This is a genomic window from Tabrizicola sp. (assembly GCF_022842145.1).
Taxonomy (GTDB): Bacteria; Pseudomonadota; Alphaproteobacteria; order Rhodobacterales; family Rhodobacteraceae; genus Tabrizicola.
Window position 1 is genome coordinate 78,212 of record NZ_JALHQD010000002.1, and the last position, 19,220, is coordinate 97,431.

The following is a 19,220-nucleotide window of genomic DNA, read 5'->3' on the forward strand; positions in this document are numbered from 1 at the left end:
CTGCCTTGCCGCGTGACAATCACCGCGTGAAGATCAGCGCCAGCCCGATGACCGCCAACATCGCGCCGGCCCAACTCAAGGCGCTTGGGCGCTGCCCGGTCCGCAGCCAGAGTAGCGGCAGGATGATCACCGGTGACGTGGCCGACAATGTCGCGATGATCCCGGTCTGCGACCCCTGCAGGGCGTAAAGGAACAGCGTCATACCCAGGAGAAGGCCGATCAACGCCGTCGCCGCGGTCAGCAGCAGGACCTGTCGCGACACCTCCCGCGGCCGCGGCGGTGCCACTGGCAACGCTGCGACGAGGCCCATCGCCAGCCCCGAGGCTCCGACCCGGATCAGCGAGCCGACATAGGGATCCAGCCCGCCCGCCATGTAGGGCCGGGCGATCAGCGCACCTGCCGCCTGACCCAGCGCCGCGCCCAAGCCCAAGATCACTCCGATCCCCAATCCGCCCCGGATCGTCTCAAACCGGTGCGCGCCGCTTGCAGGGCGTCCCAGGATCGCCAGTGCCACCCCCGCCACCGTCATGGCGATGCCAAGCCCGGCCTGCCAGCCCAGCCGCTCGCCCAGCACCAGCCAACCCAGCACCGCCGCCATCGGCGCATTCAGCGCAAAGACCGCCCCCGCCCGCCGCGGTCCCAGCCGCCCGACGGCCGCGAAGTTGAGCGTGTCGCCCAGAAGGATGCCCACCACGCCCGAGACCGCCAGCACCGCCACGGCCTGCCATCCCGGCAAGCCCAGCGTCCCCGAGGCCAGCACGATCCCCGCCAGCAGAATGGTGACGAATGCCTGCCGGATAAGATTGAAGTGGAAAGCCCCCAGGGCCCGGATCGCGTCCGACGCAAGGATCCCGGTCATCGCCCAGCAGGTTGCCGTGCCAAGCGCCGCAAGTTCGTGGACCGGAAATGCCATGCTCTGTCTCCCGCAGGCAGTCCGTGGCACGCGTCCTTCCCGATCGCAACCCGCAACGAGCCAGGCAGACGTCCGCCCTGACCGCTTGACGCCGCCCGGGATTCCCCTTACACGCCGCAAATCGAATTCGAGGGCTGGGGGATTCCCCGCCTTCCCCCGCTTTTGACGAATCGAAGGAACACCAGAATGTCGCGCGTCTGCGAACTTACCGGCAAGGGGCCGATGTCCGGCAACACCGTTTCCCACGCCAATAACAAGTCCCGTCGTCGGTTCCTCCCGAACCTGAACGAAGTGACCATGATCTCCGACGTGCTCGGCCAGTCGTTCAAGCTGCGCGTCACCGCCGCGGCTCTGCGCTCGGTCGACCACCGCGGTGGGCTTGACGCCTACCTGGCCAAGGCCAAGGACGAGGAACTCTCGACCGCCGCCCAGAAGATCAAGAAGGACATCGCCAAGGCACAAGCCACGGTCTGATCCGTCTGTCCCTTACAGCAAAGGGCCCCGCCTTCGTCATGAAGGCGGGGCCTTTTGCGTTTGGTCCACTTTCGCCCTTGCGGCCGCGCCGGAACCAGCAGTTAACGAAGATTAAGAATTCGTTAAGGCTATTTGCCATGCACATTCGTCTGATTCTTGCAGCGGCCGCCATTCTGGCCCTCGGTACCCCGGTCGCTTTCGCGCAGGACTGTGATGCCAATTACGGAGGCGTCTGCGTGCCGGTGGCCTCGGACGTCGATTGTGCCGGAGGCTCGGGAAACGGCCCGGCCTATGTCGCGGGACCAGTCTACATCATCGGGTCCGACATCTACGATCTGGACCGGGACGGTGACGGAGTGGCTTGCGAACCCAGGTAAGCCGGTAAGCCCTGCCGCCCGCGGCCAGCCTATCCCGTGCAGTAGGCCTGGGCGGTCTGGCCGAAGCTCTTGTAGCGATCCCAGAACGCATCGTCCGACTGTGACTGCGAGACCCAGGTCGAATGCGCGGCCTCGGGGTCCTTGAAAAACTTCGCGGCCCGGCGCTGGTCGCCGCCCGACAGCGTCTGATCCGCTGCCTGCTGGATGCAGCCGCACAGGGACCGATTACCCCCCCGGTCCGAGGCCATGCACGCCCGCTCGATCGGGCCCGCGATCGCCACACTGGACATGACCGGAAGAAAAGCCGCCGCAGCAGCCATAAGCACGATGGATCTCATTCGTTCTGCCTCATTCGCCGGGCTGTCGGGCTTGCACCCGTTCCAACGCCAGTCATTCTGTAAGCGGAATAATGCCAAGTCCAAGTGAATTTTTCAAGCCTTCTCAGTAGCTTGTCGAAATCAGCGGAATTTCGCAACCTCTCGCGGCGCGCCTTTCCTGACCTACCACATGCTGTGGTTGCAATCGGCCCTGGACTGCGGAGGCTTATTCGATGGGCTCGATCCCTTCGGCCCGGCTTCGTGCCACAAAGGCGCGCATCTCCGCCAGACGCCCTGCCGGTGTCGGAACCCAGCCCGTGACCTCGCCCAGGACCCGCAGCGGTGCTTTCGTCCGGTAGGACAGCGTCGGATTGCCCGGAAACTTCTTGTCCGTGACGTTCGGATCGTCCTCGAACCCGGCCTCCGGCTCTACCACGTAAACCCGTCCCGCGCCATCTTCGGCCGCCAGCTCCGCCGCCAGGATCGCGATCTCCAGCCGCGCCGTCATGTAGACCCAGCCCGCCCGCCTGCGCGCACCATAGTTCGCCGCATGACCCGGCACGATCCGGTCGCCTGCGCGCAGCGCCGCCTTGGTCCCGTGGAAGAAATGTGCCGGCCCGCCCGGCACTGGCTCGCCGCCCATCGCCCGATCTCCTGTTGCCTAGTCCTTACAGACTGCCGAAAACCGCGCCGCCCGCCCAGACTTGAACGAAAATCCTTTCTCCCCACATCAGTCCAAAGCGCCCCCGCTTTTCCCTGCCGCATAAGCCCTTCCCGCCTCCCGCGCCCTAAGCTATATGCGGCGCATGACCGAGCTTTCCCAGATCCGCAACTTCTCCATCGTGGCCCACATCGACCACGGCAAATCCACCCTCGCCGACCGGCTCATTCAGTTGACCGGCACGGTGGCTGCGCGCGACATGAAGGCGCAGATGCTGGACTCGATGGACATCGAACGCGAACGCGGCATCACCATCAAGGCCAACACCGTCCGGATCGAATACCCGGCCAAGGACGGCAAGACCTATATCCTGAACCTGATCGACACCCCCGGCCACGTCGACTTCGCCTACGAAGTCTCCCGGTCGATGCGCGCCGTCGAAGGCTCGCTTCTGGTCGTCGACGCCTCCCAGGGCGTCGAGGCGCAGACCCTCGCCAACGTCTACCAGGCGCTGGACGCGGGGCACGAAATCGTGCCGGTCCTGAACAAGATCGACCTGCCCGCCGCCGAGCCCGAACGCGTCCAGCAGCAGATCGAGGATGTCATCGGCCTCGACGCCTCGGACGCCATCATGATCTCCGCCAAGTCCGGCCTTGGCATCCCCGACGTGCTGGAAGCCATCGTCACCCGCCTTCCCGCCCCCACGGGCGACCGCGACGCGCCCCTGAAGGCCATGCTGGTCGACAGCTGGTACGACGCCTACCTTGGCGTCGTCGTCATGATCCGCGTGATGGATGGCTTCGTCCGCAAGGGCGACCGCGTCCGCATGATGCAGACCAACGCCGTCTACGGCATCGACAAGCTGGCGGTCCTGAAACCCCAGATGGTCGACATCGCCGAACTTGGGCCCGGCGAGATCGGCATCTTCACCGCCTCGATCAAGCAGGTCCGCGACACCCGCGTCGGTGACACCATCACCCACGAACGCAAAGGCTGCGCCGAGGCGCTTCCCGGCTTCAAACCCGCGCAACCCGTGGTCTTCTGCGGCCTCTTCCCCGTCGACGCCGCCGATTTCGAAAACCTGCGCGACGCCATCGAAAAGCTGTCGCTCAACGACGCCTCCTTCAGCAGCGAGATGGAAACCTCCGCCGCCCTTGGCTTCGGTTTCCGCTGCGGCTTCCTCGGCCTTCTGCACCTTGAAGTCATCCGCGACCGGCTGGAGCGCGAGTATAACCTCGACCTCATCACCACCGCCCCCTCGGTCGTCTTCCACGTCCACATGAAGGACGGCGAGGTGCGCGACCTGCACAACCCCGCCGACATGCCCGACCTCACTTATGTCGACCACATCGACGAGCCGCGGATCAAGGCCACGATCATGGTCCCCGACGAATACCTCGGCGACATCCTGAAGCTTTGCCAGGACCGGCGCGGCATCCAGCTGGACCTCAGCTACGCCGGCAACCGCGCGATGGTGGTCTATGACCTGCCCTTGGCCGAGGTGGTGTTCGACTTCTACGACCGCCTGAAATCGGTGACGCAAGGCTACGCCAGCTTCGACTACACCCTGTCGGAATACCGTGAGGATCATCTGGTCAAGATGTCGATCCTGGTGAACGACGAACCGGTCGACGCCCTGTCGATGATGGTCCACCGCGACCGGGCCGAGGCGCGCGGCCGGTCGATGGTCGAAAAGCTGAAGGACCTGATCCCCCGCCACATGTTCAAGATCCCGATCCAGGCGGCCATCGGCGGCCGCGTGATCGCGCGCGAGACCCTGTCCGCCATGCGCAAGGACGTGACCGCGAAGTGCTACGGCGGCGACGCGACCCGGAAGAAGAAGCTGCTGGAGAAACAAAAGGCGGGCAAAAAGAAGATGCGCCAGTTCGGGAAGGTCGAGATCCCGCAGGAAGCGTTCATTGCGGCGCTGAAGATGGATGGGTGAGTGGTGAATAAGCTTCTCAAACTGTTTGGGAATGCTTTCCGGAGCCATTGGAAAGTAGCTTTGTCTACTTCACTTCTTCTTGTGGCTGCATATGACACATGGATTGATGAACTCACTGTAATTGCCGCTACTTTTATAGGCTTGGCCGCTCTGCCGTGGATCATGGATCTTTTTGATAAAGTTACTCTCCCGGGCGGTATAGAGTTAAATCTGGCAAAAGCGCGTCAAGTCCTAGACCAGAGAAATGTTGAGGCGTCTCCAGAAACTGCGAAGCAATTCCAATTCCTGCCAGACGACCCAAATTTCGCCTTAGTCGCGCTACGCATTGAAATTGAGAAGAAGCTTAGGCTGATGTATTCGAGAGACCTTGATGAGAAAAGCTCGCGCTACTTAAATATCTATCGAATTATAGAGGAGCTAAGTGCCCAGGGGAGAATTGACCAAGAGATTGCTTCCGCCGTGAGAGATATGCTCCCCTCAATGAATAAAGCGGCCCACGGAGAAGAAGTTCCGGAGACCGCGAGAAGCTGGGTGCAGCAAAATGGCCCTCGTCTCCTTGCCGCGCTTGATAGAATAGCCAGTCAAACCGGAAACTAACGCAACACAGTCTCAATTCCTCAACCAACAGCCACCGCACTCTACTCTCGAAGGCCAAAAGCGGGGCAGTTTCCCACCCCACTTCCGTCTCCCCAGCATCAAACCCTACTTACCTACCCCGAGGTCATCGCAGAACACGCCCGCCGCCCCGCCGATCACCGCTCTGGTAACAGCGTTCCGGGGATCACCGAGCCACCTGCGGCACCCTCAAGCCCGCGCGCGGTGTCGCTCGCCAGCCCACCCCCACGCTCACCTCAGAACAGCCCGTCGCCGCCCTCATCCTGTTCCACGGCCTCGTCGGCCACGACAGCAGCCCCTCCACCGATCAAGAGCGGCGCGCAGGCGGGGACGGTGGCAATGATCATCAGGGCCGCGAGGGCCTTCCACAGGGTCATGCGCATCGGGGGCATCCTTTCAAAAGGGGGAACGGGCAGATCAGTACTGGGCGTCTTGCGCTTCGTCCTGGATCACCTCACCGGCGTTCTCCAGGTCTTGGCCGGCGCCTTGGACGGTTTCGCAAGCGACAAGGCCCAGAAGGGCAAAAAGAGCGATGACTTTGGTCATGGGTCGTATCCTTCGTTGATGTTACCCCTACAACCCGCCAGACCACGTCTCGTTCCCGGGGCCTGAATCCCGAAGGTTGACGTCCGCCGATATGACCGCGCGTATGCATGGGATGCAGACGCGATGCATACGGGAGGAATACGCTTAATCCCCTGTTAACCATCCTCTGCCACCCTGATTCCATGAAAGCCCTCATCCCCCTTCTGTTCCTTGCCGCCTGCGGTGCCTCTCCCGCGCCAGAGTTCTTCGGGGCCACCCGCAGCGATGTCACCGTAAATAGCCGGGATTACACGGTTTTCCAGAAAGGGGAGCGGGTGGAAGTCATCCGCCTTGGCTATGCCACCCGCGGCGAACACCAGGAAATCCGCGCCACGATGATCGAGCTGATCCCGCGGGTGACAGGCTGCAAACTGCGGGAAACAACGTTAACCGGCGACAGTGGAGAAATGCGCGGCTCGCTGGACTGTCCGGCTTGACTTGAAGGCTTCAAAAGCCAAGAAGCAGGCACCGAACCCGGGGGCCTGCCATGCCGACACTCGACCTCTCCCGCACCCTGCCGCAGGCCCGGATACCCGAGCTTCCGAACCCCTATTTCGGCAAGGTCCGCGACTGTTACGACCTGCCCGACGATACCCGTCTGCTGATCTCCTCCGACCGGATTTCCGCCTTCGACCAGATCCTTGCGGTGATCCCCTGGAAGGGCCAGGTCCTGACCCAGCTTGCCCGTTACTGGTTTGAAAAGACGGAAGATATCGCGGCGAACCACGTGTTGTCCTACCCCGATCCGAACGTCGTTCTGGGCAGGAAGCTGACGATCCTTCCGGTCGAGATCGTTGTCCGAGGCTACCTGGCCGGCACCACCTCCACCTCGATCCTGACGCAGTACAAGGCGGGGGCGCGCAGCATGTACGGCCACACGCTCCCCGACGGCCTCAGGCCCAATCAGGCTCTGCCGCAGGCGATCATCACGCCGACCTCCAAAGCCTTCGACGGTGGCCACGACGAGCCGCTGACGGCTGCCGAAATCCTGGCGTCCGGACTGTTAACCAAAGCCCAGTGGGACGAAGTCAGCGCCAAAGCCCTGGCCCTCTTCGCGCGCGGCCAGGAAATGGCGAAAAAACAAGGGCTTATCCTTGTGGACACCAAGTACGAATTCGGCACCGACGCCAATGGCCGCATCCTTCTGGCCGACGAAATCCACACCCCGGACTCCAGCCGCTACTGGATCGCCGAGGGCTACGCGAAGGCCTTCGAGACGGGCGACCGCCCCCCGAGTTTCGACAAGGACGTCATCCGCTCCTGGGTCGTCGCGCGCTGCGATCCCTACAAGGACCAGATCCCCGACATCCCGGCGGACATGATCGCGAAGACCGCGCAGGTCTACATCGACGCCTTCGAGGCTATCACCGGGCAGACCTTCGTTCCCGACACCTCGGGCGCAACCCCGCTGGACCGCGTCCGCACCAACCTGACGCCGTTCTTCACGACCTGACCTGTTTGCGCTAACAGTAGCGAAATCAAAGGGGGGACCACCATGATTCTCAGCTGTGGCGAAGCGCTGATCGACATGCTGCCCAGAACCTCGACCGCGGGGGAGGGCTGCTTTGCCCCCTATGCCGGTGGGGCCGTCTTCAATACCGCCATCGCGCTGGGACGGCTGGGCGCGCCCTCGGCATTCTTCTCCGGCGTGTCCAACGACATGCTGGGCGAGATCCTTGCCGACACCCTGACCGCCTCGAAGGTGGACACCCGCTACCTCGCGCGGTCGGACCGGCCCACGACGGTCGCCTTCGTCAAGCTGGTCAACGGCCAGGCGACCTATGCGTTCTACGACGAGGCAACGGCCGGGCGGATGCTGTCCGCTGCGGACTTGCCCGTGCTTGCCCCGCAGATATCGACGCTTTTCTTCGGCGGGATCAGTCTGGTGAACGACCCCGCCGCCAGCACTTACGAGGCCCTGCAGGCCCGCGAATGCGGCGCGCGCGTTACCATGATCGACCCCAACATCCGACCCGGTTTCATCGCGGGCAAAGAGACTGAATACCGTACCCGGATCGAACGGATGATCGCCCGCGCCGACATCGTGAAGCTGTCGGACGAGGATCTGCACTGGCTGGAAGGGCAGGGCGACCTGACTTCTCTGGCGCAGGGCATTCTGGCCAAGGGACCGAAGGTCGTCTTCATCACCGAAGGTGCGAACGGCGCGCGGGCGGTGACGGCGTCACAGGATATCTTTGTTTCGGCCCAGCCGGTTACGGTCGTCGACACCGTGGGCGCTGGGGATACCTTCAACGCCGGGGTCCTCGCCGCGTTGCACCGGGACGGAGCGCTGACCAAGGCCGCCCAGGCCAGCCTTTCCGACGCCACCCTGACGGCAGCCCTCGACCTTGGGACCCGGGCCGCCGCTGTCACGGTCAGCCGCGCCGGGGCCAACCCGCCCTGGCTTGCAGAGCTGTGAGGGCGGTTCTCCAGCGGGTCAGCGAGGCCCGCGTGCAGGTGGACGGAGAGCTGGTCGGCGAGACGGGGAAAGGTTTCCTGATCCTCGTCTGCGCGATGGGCGGGGATACCGAGGCGCAGGCCGAAAAGCTGGCGGCCAAAGTCGCCAAACTGCGGGTCTTCAAGGACGGTCAGGGCAAGATGAACCTTTCGATCAAGGACATCGGAGGGTCAGCCCTGGTGGTAAGCCAGTTCACCCTGGCGGCCGACCTGCGCGGCAACCGGCCCGGGTTTTCCACCGCCGCACCCCCGGCAGAGGGCGAAAGACTGTATCTTCACTTCAGCCGGGCGCTTGAAAAGGAAGGCATTCCAGTCGCGAATGGCCGCTTCGGGGCGGATATGGCGGTCAGTCTGGTGAACGATGGGCCGGTGACCATCTGGATGGACACCGACCAGCCCTGAGCCTAGTTGAACGGGTTGCCTGGCGTGGCGTCGGTGATGACTTCGCCACACTCGACCAGCGCACCGATCGACGCGCTGGAGCCTGCCAGCGAGTAGTTCTGCACATCGGCCCCGTCGGCATCCCGCAGGTAAAGCCGGTTGCCACGGGCGACTTCCGTGATGAAGTTCACCCCGGCCTGGTCATCCGGCAGAAAGAACAGGACGGAATTCTGGTACAGTTCGGCGTCGGTCAGGCTCCACGGCGAGCGGCGGTCAACCTGGACGCCCAGGTCGGCGGTGTCGCCTTCACCGAACTCCCAGGCGCTGGAGTAGAACTGCAACTGCACTGCTCCATCGGCGAAGGTCCAGATCGAGAAGCTTTCGCCCGGTGCCGTCACTTCGGCCACGCAGCCGACCGACCCGTCATCCCAGCCGACAACCGAAACCTGCCAATGCTTGTGCGAAAACAACACTTCGCTTTCCTGCGCGCTTGCGCCACTTGCCGCGGCGGCAATCAAGGCCGACGCCAGTCCGATGCGAATGCTCATGCTTCTGTCCCGTAAAACTGTCCTTTAAAATCCTGTCTTCGCGCCGGCGTGCGATTCCTGCAAATGAAACTTGCTTTCGCCCGGGCGACAGTCTGTTCCCGCTGCGGCTCAGGCGGCCCATTCCCAGGGGTTGGAGAACTGGCCAAGGACCGAAGTGACAGCAGCGTCTTCGACCGGAGCGGCCTTCTGCAACTGGGCCACCAGCCCGCGCTTCTTGTCCTCGATGACGCCCGCGACACGCGCCGGAATGCCGGCTTCTGCCAGGGCCGCATCAAAGGTGCGGCTGATCGCCAGCCGCCGCAGGTCGGGCTTGAAGATCTTGCCGACGGCGGTCTTCGGCAGTTCGGGAAGGATTTCCAGGTACTTCGGCAGGGCCGCCCGTTCGCTGATATGCTTGCTGGCATAGGCCATCAGGTCATCGACCGAGGCCGAGGACCCTTTGACCAGCTCGACATAGGCGCAAGGCAGCTCGCCCGCATGGGCATCCGGCTGGCCGATCGCGCCGACGAAGCCCACCGCCTCGTGACCCATAAGCGCCTCTTCGATGATCGCCGGATCGATGTTGTGGCCGCCGCGGATGATCAGGTCCTTGGCCCGCCCGGTGATGTACAGATAACCGTCGGCGTCGATCCGGCCCAGGTCCCCCGTGCGCAGGAAGCTGCCGTCCGCGAACAGCTCCTTGTTCTTGTCGGCCTCGGTGTAGGTCGATCCTTCGAACACGCCGGGGTTCGAAATGCAGATCTCGCCCACCTCATCGACCGCACATTCGCGAAAGTCGGTGGCACCCTGCTTGGTCAGGATGCGGACATTGCAGTAAGGGAACATCAGCCCCACCGAGCCGATCTTCTTTGCCCCTTCGGGTGGGTTGATCGAGACAAGGCAGGTCGCCTCGGTCAGGCCGTAGCCTTCGATGATCTCGATCCCGGTTTCCTTCTTGAAGCGGTTGTAAAGTTCGATCGGCAGCGGGGACGAGCCGGAAAAGGCACTCCGCAGGCTGGAGATGTCCGCGTTGACCGGGCGCTGCATCAGGGCGGCCAAGGCGGTCGGAACGGTGATCATGTAGGTCACCTTGTAGCGTTCGATCAGCTTCCAGAAGTTGTCGAACACCCCCTCGCCGCGATAGCCCTGCGGCGTCGGGAATACCACATGCGCGCCCGAGCCGATCATCGACATCAGGATCGGATAGCAGGCGAAGACGTGGAAAAGGGGCAGCGGGCACATCACCACGTCCGTCGGCTTGAACAGAAGCGTGGCCCCAAGCCAGCCGTTGTAGACCATTCCCGACACTTTGTGCTGCGCCACCTTCGGCATGCCCGTGGTCCCGCCGGTGTGGAAATAGGCGGCGACGCGGTCTTCCAGCGTGTCGGTAAAAGTCAGCTTGTCGGAGGGCATCCGCGCCAGTTCGACCGCAAAGTCCTTGATGTTGGCGGTATGTTGCGACGGGTTCTTCGGCCGAACCAGCGGCACGATGATCTTCTTCAGGCCGGACAGATAGGGGACAAGGTCGACCTCAAGCACCGTCTTCACGTTCGGCGCGAACTGCACCGCCTCGGACACCTTCTGCGGCAGGTCGGTCTTGGGGAAGGCCTTCAGCGTCACGACGACCTTGGCGTTGGTCTCGCGCAGGATGGCGCTGATCTTCTCGGGTTCCATGAGCGGGTTGATCGGGTTGACGATCCCGGCCACCGCGCCGCCCAGAAGCGTGATCGCGGTCTCCATCGCGTTGGGCATGATGAAGGCGACAACGTCCTTTTCGCCGACGCCCAGGCTGCGGAACAGGTTTGCGGCCTGGGTCACCTTGGCATGCAGCTCGGCCCAGGTGAGGGTCAGCTTCTTGGTCTCGGGTCCTGAAAGCAGCTGGTAGCTGATCGCAGGCCGGGCGCCGTGGGCAGCCTTGGCCCGGCTGACATATTCGTACATCGACCGCGCCTCGCCGCGTTCGGCCCAAGGTTTCTCGGCCTCGATGGCTTTCAGGTCCGCGGCTGTGGCGAAAGTGGTCATGTCATCCTCCCCTAGTGCCCGCTTTTTGCGCAGGCTTCGGACGAACATGGGGACTGCAAACGCGTTTGTGAAGTCGGTTTGTCCTGACCCTGCTGACCGGGACGTGACGTCAGATTCGGGCCTGAACCGCCCAAGCCCGCAACGGCAGCGTGATCGCGCCGTCCGGACCGGGGGAAAGCTCCGCCGCGAGCCGCTGCCGCAATTGTTCGCGGCTGGCTTCGGGCAGGCTGGCGCAGTAGCCCGGTGCGGGGCCTGCCCCCAGCGTGAAGGGCCGCCAGAAATCCGCGAAATCGGAGAACGTTGCCGCGTCCGTGATGGCCGTGACAGTGATGTCCCTGAAGCCCGCCGATCGGACCATCTCGGTCAGTCCTTCGGGCGTACAGAAGGGAAAGCGTCCGGTTTCGGTCAGTTCGGCCGCGCCTGGGTCAAGTGCGACGGCGGCCGTCCAGAATGCGCGGATGAACCCGACGCCGCCCCCGGGATAGTCCCAGACGTAGAAGGCCAGCCGGCCGCCCGGACGCAGGACCCGGCGCATCTCGGCCAGCGCCTGCGCCCGGTCCGGTATGAAGTTGAGCACCAGCCCCAGCGTCAGGATGTCGGCGCTGGCGTCCGGAAGGGGCAGCGCCTGCGCGTCGCCTGCGACGAAACTGGCGCGCGGGTCGGAAATGGCTGCGCGCGCGGTGGCGAGAAAAGCCGCTGAAGGCTCGACCGCAGTGAGGCGGGCGGGCGCGGCCCGGCTCAGGATTGCCGAGGACAGGGCCCCGGTGCCGCAGCCAACCTCGACCCAGTCCAGTCCGGGCTTTGCTGCGACAAGGTCCAGAAACCGCTCGGCGATCCGGCGGCTCCAGCGACCCATGTAAAGCTCGTAGCTGTCGCCTGAAGACCAGGCGTCGTGCCGGGCAGTGTCCACCATGACCAGCCCCCCATTTGCGAAGGCCCGCAGGATACGCCCGAATCGGTCCGGGACCGAGGGAAAACCCAAGTCAGGTCAGACCGCGCCGTCGGTGAACTGCAGGCGGGCCAGGCGGGCGTAAAGCCCATCCTCGGCGACCAGCTGGTCATGCGTTCCCTGCGCCACGATGCGGCCCTGCTCGAACACCACGATCCGGTCGGCACGCTTCACGGTGGCCAGACGGTGCGCCACGACCAGCGTCGTCCGCCCCTCGGCCAGCCTTTCCACCGCCGCCTGCACCAGCCGTTCGCTTTCGGCATCCAGCGCACTGGTGGCTTCGTCCAGCAGCAGGATCGGCGCATCGCGCAGGATGGCGCGGGCGATGGCCACCCGCTGCTTCTGCCCGCCCGACAGCATCACCCCCCGTTCGCCCAGATAACTGTCATAGCCCTGCGGCAAAGCGGTCAGGAAATCATGCGCGGCGGCGGCGCGGGCGGCGGCCTCGACCTCGGCGTCGGTGGCATCCAGACGGCCGAAGCGGATGTTCTCGCGCGCCGACGTAGCGAAGATCACCGGGTCCTGCGGCACGAGAGCAATGGCCTGCCGGAAGTCGGCGCGGGCCATGTCCGGCAGAGCCAACCCGTCCAGCGTGATCCGGCCCGACTGCGGATCATAAAAGCGCATCAGCAGCTGCAGGATCGTGGTCTTGCCCGCACCGGACGGGCCGACCAGAGCCACCGTCTCTCCCGGTCTGACATGCAGGGACACGCCGTTCAGCGCCGAAGCCTCGGGGCGGGCGGGATAGCGGAAGGTCACGTCTTCGAAGGCGATCTCGCCGCGCACCGGGCGGGGCAGGGCGACGGGGCGGACCGGGTCCTGCACCGAATCCTCGGTCCCCAGCAGTTCCACCAGCCGTTCGGTCGCGCCGGCCGCACGCTGCAACTCGCCCCAGATTTCCGACAATGCACCCACTGCGCCTGCCACCATCACCGCATAGATCACGAACTGGATCAGCGCGCCGACCGACATCTGATCCGCGCGCACATCCCGCGCCCCGACCCAAAGGACGCCGACAATTCCGGCGAAGGTCAGGAAGATCACGATCACCGTCATGATCGCCCGCGTCTTGACCCGCGCCTTGGCGGAGATGAAGCTTTTCTCGGTCACCTCGGCGAACTGGCTGCGGGTTGCACCTTCATGCGTGAAGGCCTGCACCGTCTGGACCGAGGACAGCGCCTCGGACGCGGACCCCGAGGAGGCGGCGATCCAGTCCTGACTCTCGCGCGACAGGGCCCGCAACCGGCGGCCCAGGACTACGATCGGCACGATGATTGCTGGCACGATCAGCAGCACGAGGCCGGTCAGCTTGGCCGAGGTCAGGAACAGAAGCACCAGCCCGCCCAGCAGGATCAGCACGTTGCGCAGTGCGACCGAAACCGACGACCCGATCACCGACAGGATCAGCGTGGTGTCGGTGGTGATCCGGCTGAGAACCTCTCCGGTCAGGATGCGCTCGAAAAAGGCCGGAGACATCCCCAGCACCCGGTCGAACAGCGCGCGGCGGATGTCGGCCACGACGCGCTCGCCCAGACGGGTGACAAGGTAGTAGCGCAGGCCCGTCCCGACCGCGAGCAGCGCCGCAATCACCAGGGCGGCGGCAAAATACTGGTCCAGAAGCTGGGCATTGGCCTCGTTGAAGCCGTCGATCACCCGGCGGACGGCCAAGGGCAGGATCAGGCTGACCGAGGCGGTCAGGATTAGCGCCATCAGCGCCAGACCCAGCAGGACCCGGTAGGGCCAGAGGAAGGGCACCAGGCCCCGCAGCGCGCCCACCTGTTTCGACTTCGGCCGATCCTCGACCGCAGAGCTGTCCGACATGCGCCTGCCTCACCCGTTACGGGCAAGGGTTTAGTCTGCCCGGACCGCCGGGACAAGCACTGCGACCCGCGGCCAAGCCCCACAGGGTCTTCCGCCGGCCCGCGCAGCGTGCCAATTTGGCGCCCATGACCAAGCCCCTGCATTTCAGCGCCGCGGATGGCGCCCTTCTGGCCTACCGCGATACCGGCACGGGCCTGCCCCTGCTTTGCCTGCCGGGGCTGACCCGCAGCATGGCCGATTTCGACTACCTCGTGCCGCACCTGCCTCCGGTCCGACTGATCCGGATGGACTATCGTGGCCGGGGCGCAAGCAACTGGACCGGCGCCGAAAGCTATACGGTGGCGCAAGAAGCGAAAGACGCCTTGGCGCTTCTCGACCATCTGGGGGTGGGAAAGGCCGCAATCCTTGGCACATCTCGCGGTGGCCTGATCGGCATGGTCCTTGGCGCCACCGCGCGGGACCGGGTGCTGGGGCTGATCCTCAACGATGTCGGCCCCGAGATCGCCCGCGACGGTCTGACCCGCATCTTCGACTACGTCGGCCGCAATCCGGCAGGTCGCACCATTCAGGGCTACGCCGAGCGGCTCTCTCGCACCCCCGGTTTCGAGGGCGTGCCGATGACGCGCTGGCTGGAGGAGGCACAAAAGCTTGCGGTCGAGACGCCCGAGGGCCTTCGCATCCCCTACGACCCCGCCCTGCGCGACTCCTTCCTCGCGGCATTCGACGGCCCGCCCGTCGACCTCTGGCCCTTGTTCGACGCGTTGGCCGGGCTGCCGCTGGCGCTGATCCGCGGCGCGAATTCGGACCTGCTGACCCGCGATAGCGTGGCGAAGATGCGCGCCCGCCGCCCCGATATGGCGGTCGCCGAAGTCCCCGGACGCGCCCATATCCCCTTCCTTGATGAGCCCGAATCCGTTGCGCTGATCCTGGATTTCCTCAAGAGGCTGGCATGAACCTTGCCATGATCGAGGCCGCCGCCGCGCGGATGGCTGGCCATGTCCGCCGCACCCCGCTTTTGAACGCGCCGCTTCTGGATCGCGCCGTGGGCAGGCGCGTCTTCGTCAAGGCCGAATGTCTGCAGATCACCGGCAGTTTCAAGGCCCGGGGCGGCTGGTCCGCCGTCTCTGCCTTGCCGGTCGACGCCTGCAAGCGCGGGGTGATCGCCTTTTCCTCGGGCAACCACGCGCAGGGCGTTGCCTATGCGGCCGCGGCCCACGGCGCGCCCTGCGTGATCCTGATGCCCTCGGACGCGCCCGCCGTGAAGATCGCAAATACCCGCGCCTACGGGGCCGAGGTGGTGCTTTACGACCGTGCCACGGAAGACCGGGACGCCATCGGAGCGCGGCTGGCCGAGGCCCGGGGCCTGACGCTGATCCGACCCTATGACGACCCGGAGGTGATTGCCGGGCAGGGTACCGTCGGCCTGGAACTCGCCGATCAGGCAGCCGATGCCGGCATCACCCAGGCCCCGGTCTTCGTCTGCTGCGGCGGGGGCGGCCTTTCCTCCGGCATCGCGCTCGCCCTGCAGGCCTTGGCCCCCGGCCTGAAGGTCCGCACGGCCGAGCCGGTGGGATTTGACGACATGGCGCGCTCGCTTGCCTCCGGTCGGCGCGAACGCAACGCGGCCGCTTCCGGGTCGATCTGCGACGCGATCCTCACGCCTTCACCCGGAGAGCTGACCTTCCCGATCCTCTCCACCCTCGCAGGCCCGAGCGCGGTGGTGACGGACGACCAGGCGCTGCACGCGATGGCGCTGGCCTTCACCCATCTGCGCGTGGTGCTGGAACCGGGCGGGGCCGTGGCGCTGGCCGCCGCCCTGTTCGGCGACGGGCTCCCCGACACCGTGATCGCCGTCGCCACGGGCGGCAACGTCGAACGGTCCACCTTCGCCACCGCGTTGGAGCGTTTTGCGTGACACTGGTCTGGCTGGATGATGTGCGGTTGAACGCCGAGATATCCGGCCCAGCGGATGCACCACCCCTGGTGCTGATCCACGGCCTTGGCCTTGACCTTCGGGTCTGGGAGGCGCTGATGCCCCACCTGCCGCAGCACCGGCTGCTGCGGCTGGACCTGCGGGGCCACGGGGCCTCTGACACCCCGGCACCACCCTACGCGATGGGCACCCTGATCCGGGACGTCGAACGGCTGATGAGCCATTTCGCGCTGCAGGACGCGGTGGTCGTTGGCGGCGGCGAGGGCGGGCTGATCGCGCAGGGCCTGGCCGTCAAGCGGCTGGATCTGGTGCGGGCGATGGTGCTCACCGGATCGGCCACCCGCTTCGCCAACCCCTCGGTCTGGCAGACCCGCCTTGCGCGGCTGAAGGCGGATGGCCCCGACCTCGACGCCGAATGCGCGCTGCTTCTCGGTCCCCGCTGGAAAACTGCGTCCCATATCTCGTTGGTCCAAGAAATGCTGGCCCGCACCCGCCCGGATGGCTGGCAGGGCTTCGCCGCCGCCACCGCGACCGCGGATTTCTACCAGACGACCGCCACGCTGACCCTGCCGACCCTGGTTCTGGCTGGCGCCGACGACCGCAAGGTGCCTCCTGACCTGCAGCGCGAACTGGCTGACCTTGTGGCCGGGTCCCAGTACCAGCTTCTGCGCGGCGGCCCGCATCTTTCCATGCTCAACTCATCCGAGCTATTTGCCACCGCCCTGCTGGGTTTTCTGACCCAGATCGGACACCGTTGATTGCCTTGATCGAACATCCTTCGAGCGTTTGACGCCGCAGACTTCCACCTGATTTCCAAAACCCCACGTTTGCACTCTAAAGACGCTGCCGCCCAACCCGAATTACCTGTTCCGTCCGCGCCATTTCCTGTCGCGAATGAAGGGTCCTCCACTCCCGGTCACCTCTACCTTTCTTGACACGTATCGGGGGTGCGGGGGTGTGCAATCCCCGCCCCGGCCAGCCAAAGGGGACAGCCATGAAGCTGAAGGACCTCGAAATCTTCGTCGTCGCGCCACCATTCCCCGGCTGGGGCGGGCGCTACTGGATCTTCCCGAAGCTGACCACCGACACCGGCATCGTGGGATACGGTGAATGCTACGCTTCCACGGTCGGCCCGAAGGCGATGCTCGCGGTGATCGAGGATGTCTTCGAACGCCACATGGCGAACGAGAACCCGGAAAACATCGAACTGATGTTCCGCCGCGTCTACTCTTCCGGCTTTACCCAGCGCCCTGATCCCACCGTGATGGGCGCCTTCTCCGGGCTGGAGATCGCCTGCTGGGACATTCTGGGCAAGGCCCGCAACCGGCCGGTCTATGCGCTTCTTGGCGGCAAGATGAACGCCCGCATCCGCAGCTACACCTACCTTTATCCCGAGCCCGGCAAGGAATCGGCCGAGTTCTGGGTTGACCCCGACGCCGCCGCCGAGGCCGCCGTCCGCTTCATGAACATGGGCTTCACCGCCGTGAAGTTCGACCCCGCCGGTCCCTACACCATCCGCGGCGGCCACGAACCGGCGATGTCCGACATCACCCGCTCCGTCGCCTTCTGCAAGGCGATCCGCGCCGCGGTGGGCGACCGCGTCGACCTTCTGTTCGGCACCCACGGCCAGTTCACCACCCCGGGCGCAATCCGCATGGGCCGCGAGCTCGAACCCTACAACCCGCTCTGGTACGAAGAGCCGATCCCGCCGGACAACCTGCTCGAATTCTCCGAAGTCGCCAAATCTGTCCGCGTCCCCCTCGCCACGGGCGAACGGATGACGACAAAGGCTGAATTCGGCACCCTCCTCCGCGCCGGCGGCGTCAAGATCCTGCAACCGGCGCTCGGTCGCGTCGGCGGCATCTGGGAGGCGAAGAAGATCGCCGCGATGGCCGAGATCTTCAACGCCGAGATGGCGCCGCACCTTTACGCCGGCCCCGTTGAATGGGCGGCGAACGTCCACTTCGCCGCCTCGATTCCGAACCTTCTCATCGCCGAGACGATCGAAACCGGTGGGGCCTTCCACCAGAAGCTCATCAAGAATTCGATCAAGTGGGAGGACGGCTATATCATCCCGCCGGAAGGCCCGGGTCTGGGCATCGACTTCGACGAGGACGTCGCCCGCGCGAACCCCTACACCGGCACCGGCCTGCATCTGCAGATGCAGGAAGCGCCCTGCGACTACCGCCACGGCAACCGCTTCGAGGGGGGCGCGCCAAGCTCGATCACCTGACCACCATCCGTGGCAACGCCGTCCGAGTGGCTCGATGCCACGAGGACGGCTTCCTGTTCTGAAAAACAGTGTGGTCTGAAAAATGGCGGGCCCAGAAGGACTCGAACCCTCAACCTCGGACTTAGAAGGTCCTTGCTCTATCCAGTTGAGCTATGAGCCCGCACCACCGTCTTTTGCGGCACCGCAAAAGATCAGGCAAGCACCTTCGTCATGAAGACCGAGTTCGGGTCTTCTTCATAACCCTCGAACGGCGGGCACTCATCAAACCCCGCCCGCGCATAAAGCGCCCGCGCTGCGACGAAGGTCGGCTGCACCCCGGTTTCCAGTGAAACCCGCAGGAAGCCATCCTTCCGCGCCTCGGTCACAAGGTGGTCCAGCATCGTCTTCGACAAGCCGCGCCCCCGCGCCTCGGCCAGGACATGCATCGACTTGATCTCGGCGTGCGCCTCGTCGATCCGCTTGTAGGCCCCCATCGCCAGCGGCTCGTCTCCGTCCCGCAGGACGAAGAAGCGGATGCCTGGCGCGGCCAGCGCGCCCTTGTCCATCATGTGGATCGATTCGGGTGGCGTGTCGGCGTGCATGTCGGCCGTATGCCGTTCGAACAGCAACGACAGGTCCGGGGTCAGCGGGTGTTCTTCGGCGATGACGACCGCCATTCAGTGCGTCCAGGCGCCCTTGCGATCGGTGGCGAAGTTCTCGCCATAGCCGCGGGCGCGGATCACCGGCTTGCGGGGCTTTGGTTCGACCAGATCATACGCGATGCCCTTTTCGGCCGCATAGGCCTCGGCCGCAGCGCGGGTTTCGAACTTCAGCCGCACCTGGCTTTGCGTGTCCGAGGACGAGGTCCAGCCCATCAGCGGATCGACCTCGCGCTCTGATGCCTGGGCAAACTCCAGCACCCACAGGTGGGTCTTGGCAGAGCCGGACTGCATGGCGGTCTTGGCGGGCTGGTAGATGCGGGCGCGCATGGGAATCCTCCGAACGTGACCCTTATATCTCAACGCTGTGCG

At 65.0% G+C, this 19,220-nt stretch carries 23 protein-coding genes and 1 tRNA gene; 12 read left to right on the forward strand and 12 right to left on the reverse strand.

Annotation, left to right across the window (positions count from 1 at the left end):
* Positions 1-19: 19 nt before the first annotated feature.
* Positions 20-913 carry a DMT family transporter gene (locus Q0C42_RS05340; RefSeq protein WP_295073075.1) on the reverse strand — a complete coding sequence of 298 codons (894 nt, stop codon included), beginning with the start codon at positions 911-913 and terminating at the stop codon, positions 20-22.
* 186 nt (positions 914-1,099) lie between these two features.
* Here Q0C42_RS05340 and rpmB point away from each other — a divergent pair, with 186 nt between their 5' ends.
* Both rpmB and Q0C42_RS05350 read left to right on the forward strand, forming a co-directional pair.
* Positions 1,100-1,387 (forward strand): 50S ribosomal protein L28, encoded by a 288-nt coding sequence (gene rpmB / locus Q0C42_RS05345; protein WP_295073078.1) that lies wholly within the window; start codon positions 1,100-1,102, stop codon positions 1,385-1,387.
* 137 nt (positions 1,388-1,524) lie between these two features.
* The gene (locus Q0C42_RS05350; RefSeq protein ID WP_295073081.1) at positions 1,525-1,764 is read left to right on the forward strand and encodes an excalibur calcium-binding domain-containing protein; all 240 of its coding nucleotides are present in this window, start codon (positions 1,525-1,527) and stop codon (positions 1,762-1,764) included.
* A gap of 29 nt (positions 1,765-1,793) precedes the next feature.
* Here Q0C42_RS05350 and Q0C42_RS05355 read toward each other — a convergent pair whose 3' ends face one another.
* Complete coding sequence (locus Q0C42_RS05355) at positions 1,794-2,102, reverse strand: hypothetical protein (protein ID WP_295073084.1); 309 nt, start codon at positions 2,100-2,102, stop codon at positions 1,794-1,796.
* A 205-nt stretch (positions 2,103-2,307) separates the two neighbouring features.
* Complete coding sequence (arr, locus tag Q0C42_RS05360; protein WP_295073087.1) at positions 2,308-2,724, reverse strand: NAD(+)--rifampin ADP-ribosyltransferase; 417 nt, start codon at positions 2,722-2,724, stop codon at positions 2,308-2,310.
* A 163-nt stretch (positions 2,725-2,887) separates the two neighbouring features.
* Here arr and lepA point away from each other — a divergent pair, with 163 nt between their 5' ends.
* Together lepA and Q0C42_RS05370 are read left to right on the forward strand one after the other, a co-directional pair.
* The gene (lepA, locus tag Q0C42_RS05365; RefSeq protein WP_295073089.1) at positions 2,888-4,687 is read left to right on the forward strand and encodes a translation elongation factor 4; all 1,800 of its coding nucleotides are present in this window, start codon (positions 2,888-2,890) and stop codon (positions 4,685-4,687) included.
* 3 nt (positions 4,688-4,690) lie between these two features.
* On the forward strand, positions 4,691-5,284 hold the full coding sequence (locus tag Q0C42_RS05370) for a hypothetical protein (protein WP_295073092.1): 594 nt from the start codon (positions 4,691-4,693) through the stop codon (positions 5,282-5,284).
* Between the two features lie 254 nt (positions 5,285-5,538).
* Here the strand turns inward: Q0C42_RS05370 and Q0C42_RS05375 are convergent, their stop codons facing one another.
* Positions 5,539-5,685 (reverse strand): hypothetical protein, encoded by a 147-nt coding sequence (locus Q0C42_RS05375; protein WP_295073094.1) that lies wholly within the window; start codon positions 5,683-5,685, stop codon positions 5,539-5,541.
* 34 nt (positions 5,686-5,719) lie between these two features.
* Positions 5,720-5,848, reverse strand: a complete 129-nt coding sequence (locus Q0C42_RS05380; RefSeq protein ID WP_295073097.1) for an entericidin A/B family lipoprotein — start codon at positions 5,846-5,848, stop codon at positions 5,720-5,722.
* Positions 5,849-6,030: 182 nt separating this feature from the next.
* Between Q0C42_RS05380 and Q0C42_RS05385 the strand changes: the two genes are divergently transcribed.
* Genes Q0C42_RS05385 through dtd form a run of 4 tightly spaced genes read left to right on the forward strand, consistent with a single transcriptional unit; the run spans position 6,031 to position 8,746 of the window.
* Positions 6,031-6,324, forward strand: a complete 294-nt coding sequence (locus tag Q0C42_RS05385; RefSeq protein ID WP_295073099.1) for a hypothetical protein — start codon at positions 6,031-6,033, stop codon at positions 6,322-6,324.
* Positions 6,325-6,374: 50 nt separating this feature from the next.
* Complete coding sequence (locus Q0C42_RS05390; RefSeq protein ID WP_295073102.1) at positions 6,375-7,340, forward strand: phosphoribosylaminoimidazolesuccinocarboxamide synthase; 966 nt, start codon at positions 6,375-6,377, stop codon at positions 7,338-7,340.
* Between the two features lie 42 nt (positions 7,341-7,382).
* The gene (locus tag Q0C42_RS05395) at positions 7,383-8,306 is read left to right on the forward strand and encodes a carbohydrate kinase (RefSeq protein WP_295073105.1); all 924 of its coding nucleotides are present in this window, start codon (positions 7,383-7,385) and stop codon (positions 8,304-8,306) included.
* Positions 8,303-8,746 carry a D-aminoacyl-tRNA deacylase gene (dtd, locus tag Q0C42_RS05400; RefSeq protein ID WP_295073108.1) on the forward strand — a complete coding sequence of 148 codons (444 nt, stop codon included), beginning with the start codon at positions 8,303-8,305 and terminating at the stop codon, positions 8,744-8,746. Before Q0C42_RS05395 ends, dtd begins: the two co-directional genes overlap by 4 nt.
* A gap of 2 nt (positions 8,747-8,748) precedes the next feature.
* Here the strand turns inward: dtd and Q0C42_RS05405 are convergent, their stop codons facing one another.
* From Q0C42_RS05405 to Q0C42_RS05420, 4 genes are all read right to left on the reverse strand, one after another.
* Positions 8,749-9,273 carry a hypothetical protein gene (locus Q0C42_RS05405; protein ID WP_295073111.1) on the reverse strand — a complete coding sequence of 175 codons (525 nt, stop codon included), beginning with the start codon at positions 9,271-9,273 and terminating at the stop codon, positions 8,749-8,751.
* A 108-nt stretch (positions 9,274-9,381) separates the two neighbouring features.
* On the reverse strand, positions 9,382-11,274 hold the full coding sequence (locus Q0C42_RS05410; RefSeq protein WP_295073114.1) for an acyl-CoA synthetase: 1,893 nt from the start codon (positions 11,272-11,274) through the stop codon (positions 9,382-9,384).
* 109 nt (positions 11,275-11,383) lie between these two features.
* Positions 11,384-12,187, reverse strand: a complete 804-nt coding sequence (locus tag Q0C42_RS05415; RefSeq protein WP_295073117.1) for a class I SAM-dependent methyltransferase — start codon at positions 12,185-12,187, stop codon at positions 11,384-11,386.
* Between the two features lie 75 nt (positions 12,188-12,262).
* The gene (locus Q0C42_RS05420; RefSeq protein ID WP_295073119.1) at positions 12,263-14,044 is read right to left on the reverse strand and encodes an ABC transporter transmembrane domain-containing protein; all 1,782 of its coding nucleotides are present in this window, start codon (positions 14,042-14,044) and stop codon (positions 12,263-12,265) included.
* A gap of 125 nt (positions 14,045-14,169) precedes the next feature.
* Here Q0C42_RS05420 and Q0C42_RS05425 point away from each other — a divergent pair, with 125 nt between their 5' ends.
* The 4 genes from Q0C42_RS05425 (at position 14,170) to Q0C42_RS05440 (ending at position 18,210) form a co-directional block, all read left to right on the forward strand.
* Positions 14,170-14,997: an alpha/beta hydrolase gene (locus Q0C42_RS05425; RefSeq protein WP_295073123.1), complete on the forward strand. Its 828-nt coding sequence runs from the start codon at positions 14,170-14,172 to the stop codon at positions 14,995-14,997.
* Complete coding sequence (locus Q0C42_RS05430) at positions 14,994-15,959, forward strand: threonine/serine dehydratase (protein WP_295073125.1); 966 nt, start codon at positions 14,994-14,996, stop codon at positions 15,957-15,959. Before Q0C42_RS05425 ends, Q0C42_RS05430 begins: the two co-directional genes overlap by 4 nt.
* Positions 15,956-16,735, forward strand: a complete 780-nt coding sequence (locus tag Q0C42_RS05435) for an alpha/beta fold hydrolase (protein ID WP_295073128.1) — start codon at positions 15,956-15,958, stop codon at positions 16,733-16,735. Before Q0C42_RS05430 ends, Q0C42_RS05435 begins: the two co-directional genes overlap by 4 nt.
* 236 nt (positions 16,736-16,971) lie before the next feature.
* Positions 16,972-18,210, forward strand: coding sequence for a mandelate racemase/muconate lactonizing enzyme family protein (locus Q0C42_RS05440; RefSeq protein WP_295073130.1), 1,239 nt, complete (start codon positions 16,972-16,974; stop codon positions 18,208-18,210).
* Positions 18,211-18,293: 83 nt separating this feature from the next.
* Here the strand turns inward: Q0C42_RS05440 and Q0C42_RS05445 are convergent.
* The 3 genes from Q0C42_RS05445 to Q0C42_RS05455 form a co-directional block, all read right to left on the reverse strand.
* A tRNA-Arg gene (locus Q0C42_RS05445) sits at positions 18,294-18,370 on the reverse strand.
* Positions 18,371-18,401: 31 nt separating this feature from the next.
* Entirely contained in the window at positions 18,402-18,866 is a 465-nt protein-coding gene (locus Q0C42_RS05450; RefSeq protein ID WP_295073132.1) for a GNAT family N-acetyltransferase, read from the reverse strand.
* Positions 18,867-19,178: an ETC complex I subunit gene (locus tag Q0C42_RS05455; protein WP_295073134.1), complete on the reverse strand. Its 312-nt coding sequence runs from the start codon at positions 19,176-19,178 to the stop codon at positions 18,867-18,869.
* Between the last annotated feature and the right edge of the window lie 42 nt (positions 19,179-19,220).

Excerpts from the sequence above, each read along its gene's own strand:
- Q0C42_RS05340 (WP_295073075.1), bottom strand. The coding sequence starts at position 913 with ATGGCATTTCCGGTCCACGAACTTGCGGCGCTTGGCACGGCAACCTGC.
- rpmB (WP_295073078.1), top strand. The coding sequence starts at position 1,100 with ATGTCGCGCGTCTGCGAACTTACCGGCAAGGGGCCGATGTCCGGCAAC.
- Q0C42_RS05350 (WP_295073081.1), top strand. The coding sequence starts at position 1,525 with ATGCACATTCGTCTGATTCTTGCAGCGGCCGCCATTCTGGCCCTCGGT.
- Q0C42_RS05355 (WP_295073084.1), bottom strand. The coding sequence starts at position 2,102 with ATGAGATCCATCGTGCTTATGGCTGCTGCGGCGGCTTTTCTTCCGGTC.
- arr (WP_295073087.1), bottom strand. The coding sequence starts at position 2,724 with ATGGGCGGCGAGCCAGTGCCGGGCGGGCCGGCACATTTCTTCCACGGG.
- lepA (WP_295073089.1), top strand. The coding sequence starts at position 2,888 with ATGACCGAGCTTTCCCAGATCCGCAACTTCTCCATCGTGGCCCACATC.
- Q0C42_RS05375 (WP_295073094.1), bottom strand. The coding sequence starts at position 5,685 with ATGCGCATGACCCTGTGGAAGGCCCTCGCGGCCCTGATGATCATTGCC.
- Q0C42_RS05380 (WP_295073097.1), bottom strand. The coding sequence starts at position 5,848 with ATGACCAAAGTCATCGCTCTTTTTGCCCTTCTGGGCCTTGTCGCTTGC.
- Q0C42_RS05385 (WP_295073099.1), top strand. The coding sequence starts at position 6,031 with ATGAAAGCCCTCATCCCCCTTCTGTTCCTTGCCGCCTGCGGTGCCTCT.
- Q0C42_RS05390 (WP_295073102.1), top strand. The coding sequence starts at position 6,375 with ATGCCGACACTCGACCTCTCCCGCACCCTGCCGCAGGCCCGGATACCC.
- Q0C42_RS05395 (WP_295073105.1), top strand. The coding sequence starts at position 7,383 with ATGATTCTCAGCTGTGGCGAAGCGCTGATCGACATGCTGCCCAGAACC.
- Q0C42_RS05405 (WP_295073111.1), bottom strand. The coding sequence starts at position 9,273 with ATGAGCATTCGCATCGGACTGGCGTCGGCCTTGATTGCCGCCGCGGCA.
- Q0C42_RS05410 (WP_295073114.1), bottom strand. The coding sequence starts at position 11,274 with ATGACCACTTTCGCCACAGCCGCGGACCTGAAAGCCATCGAGGCCGAG.
- Q0C42_RS05415 (WP_295073117.1), bottom strand. The coding sequence starts at position 12,187 with ATGGTGGACACTGCCCGGCACGACGCCTGGTCTTCAGGCGACAGCTAC.
- Q0C42_RS05420 (WP_295073119.1), bottom strand. The coding sequence starts at position 14,044 with ATGTCGGACAGCTCTGCGGTCGAGGATCGGCCGAAGTCGAAACAGGTG.
- Q0C42_RS05425 (WP_295073123.1), top strand. The coding sequence starts at position 14,170 with ATGACCAAGCCCCTGCATTTCAGCGCCGCGGATGGCGCCCTTCTGGCC.
- Q0C42_RS05430 (WP_295073125.1), top strand. The coding sequence starts at position 14,994 with ATGAACCTTGCCATGATCGAGGCCGCCGCCGCGCGGATGGCTGGCCAT.
- Q0C42_RS05440 (WP_295073130.1), top strand. The coding sequence starts at position 16,972 with ATGAAGCTGAAGGACCTCGAAATCTTCGTCGTCGCGCCACCATTCCCC.
- Q0C42_RS05450 (WP_295073132.1), bottom strand. The coding sequence starts at position 18,866 with ATGGCGGTCGTCATCGCCGAAGAACACCCGCTGACCCCGGACCTGTCG.
- Q0C42_RS05455 (WP_295073134.1), bottom strand. The coding sequence starts at position 19,178 with ATGCGCGCCCGCATCTACCAGCCCGCCAAGACCGCCATGCAGTCCGGC.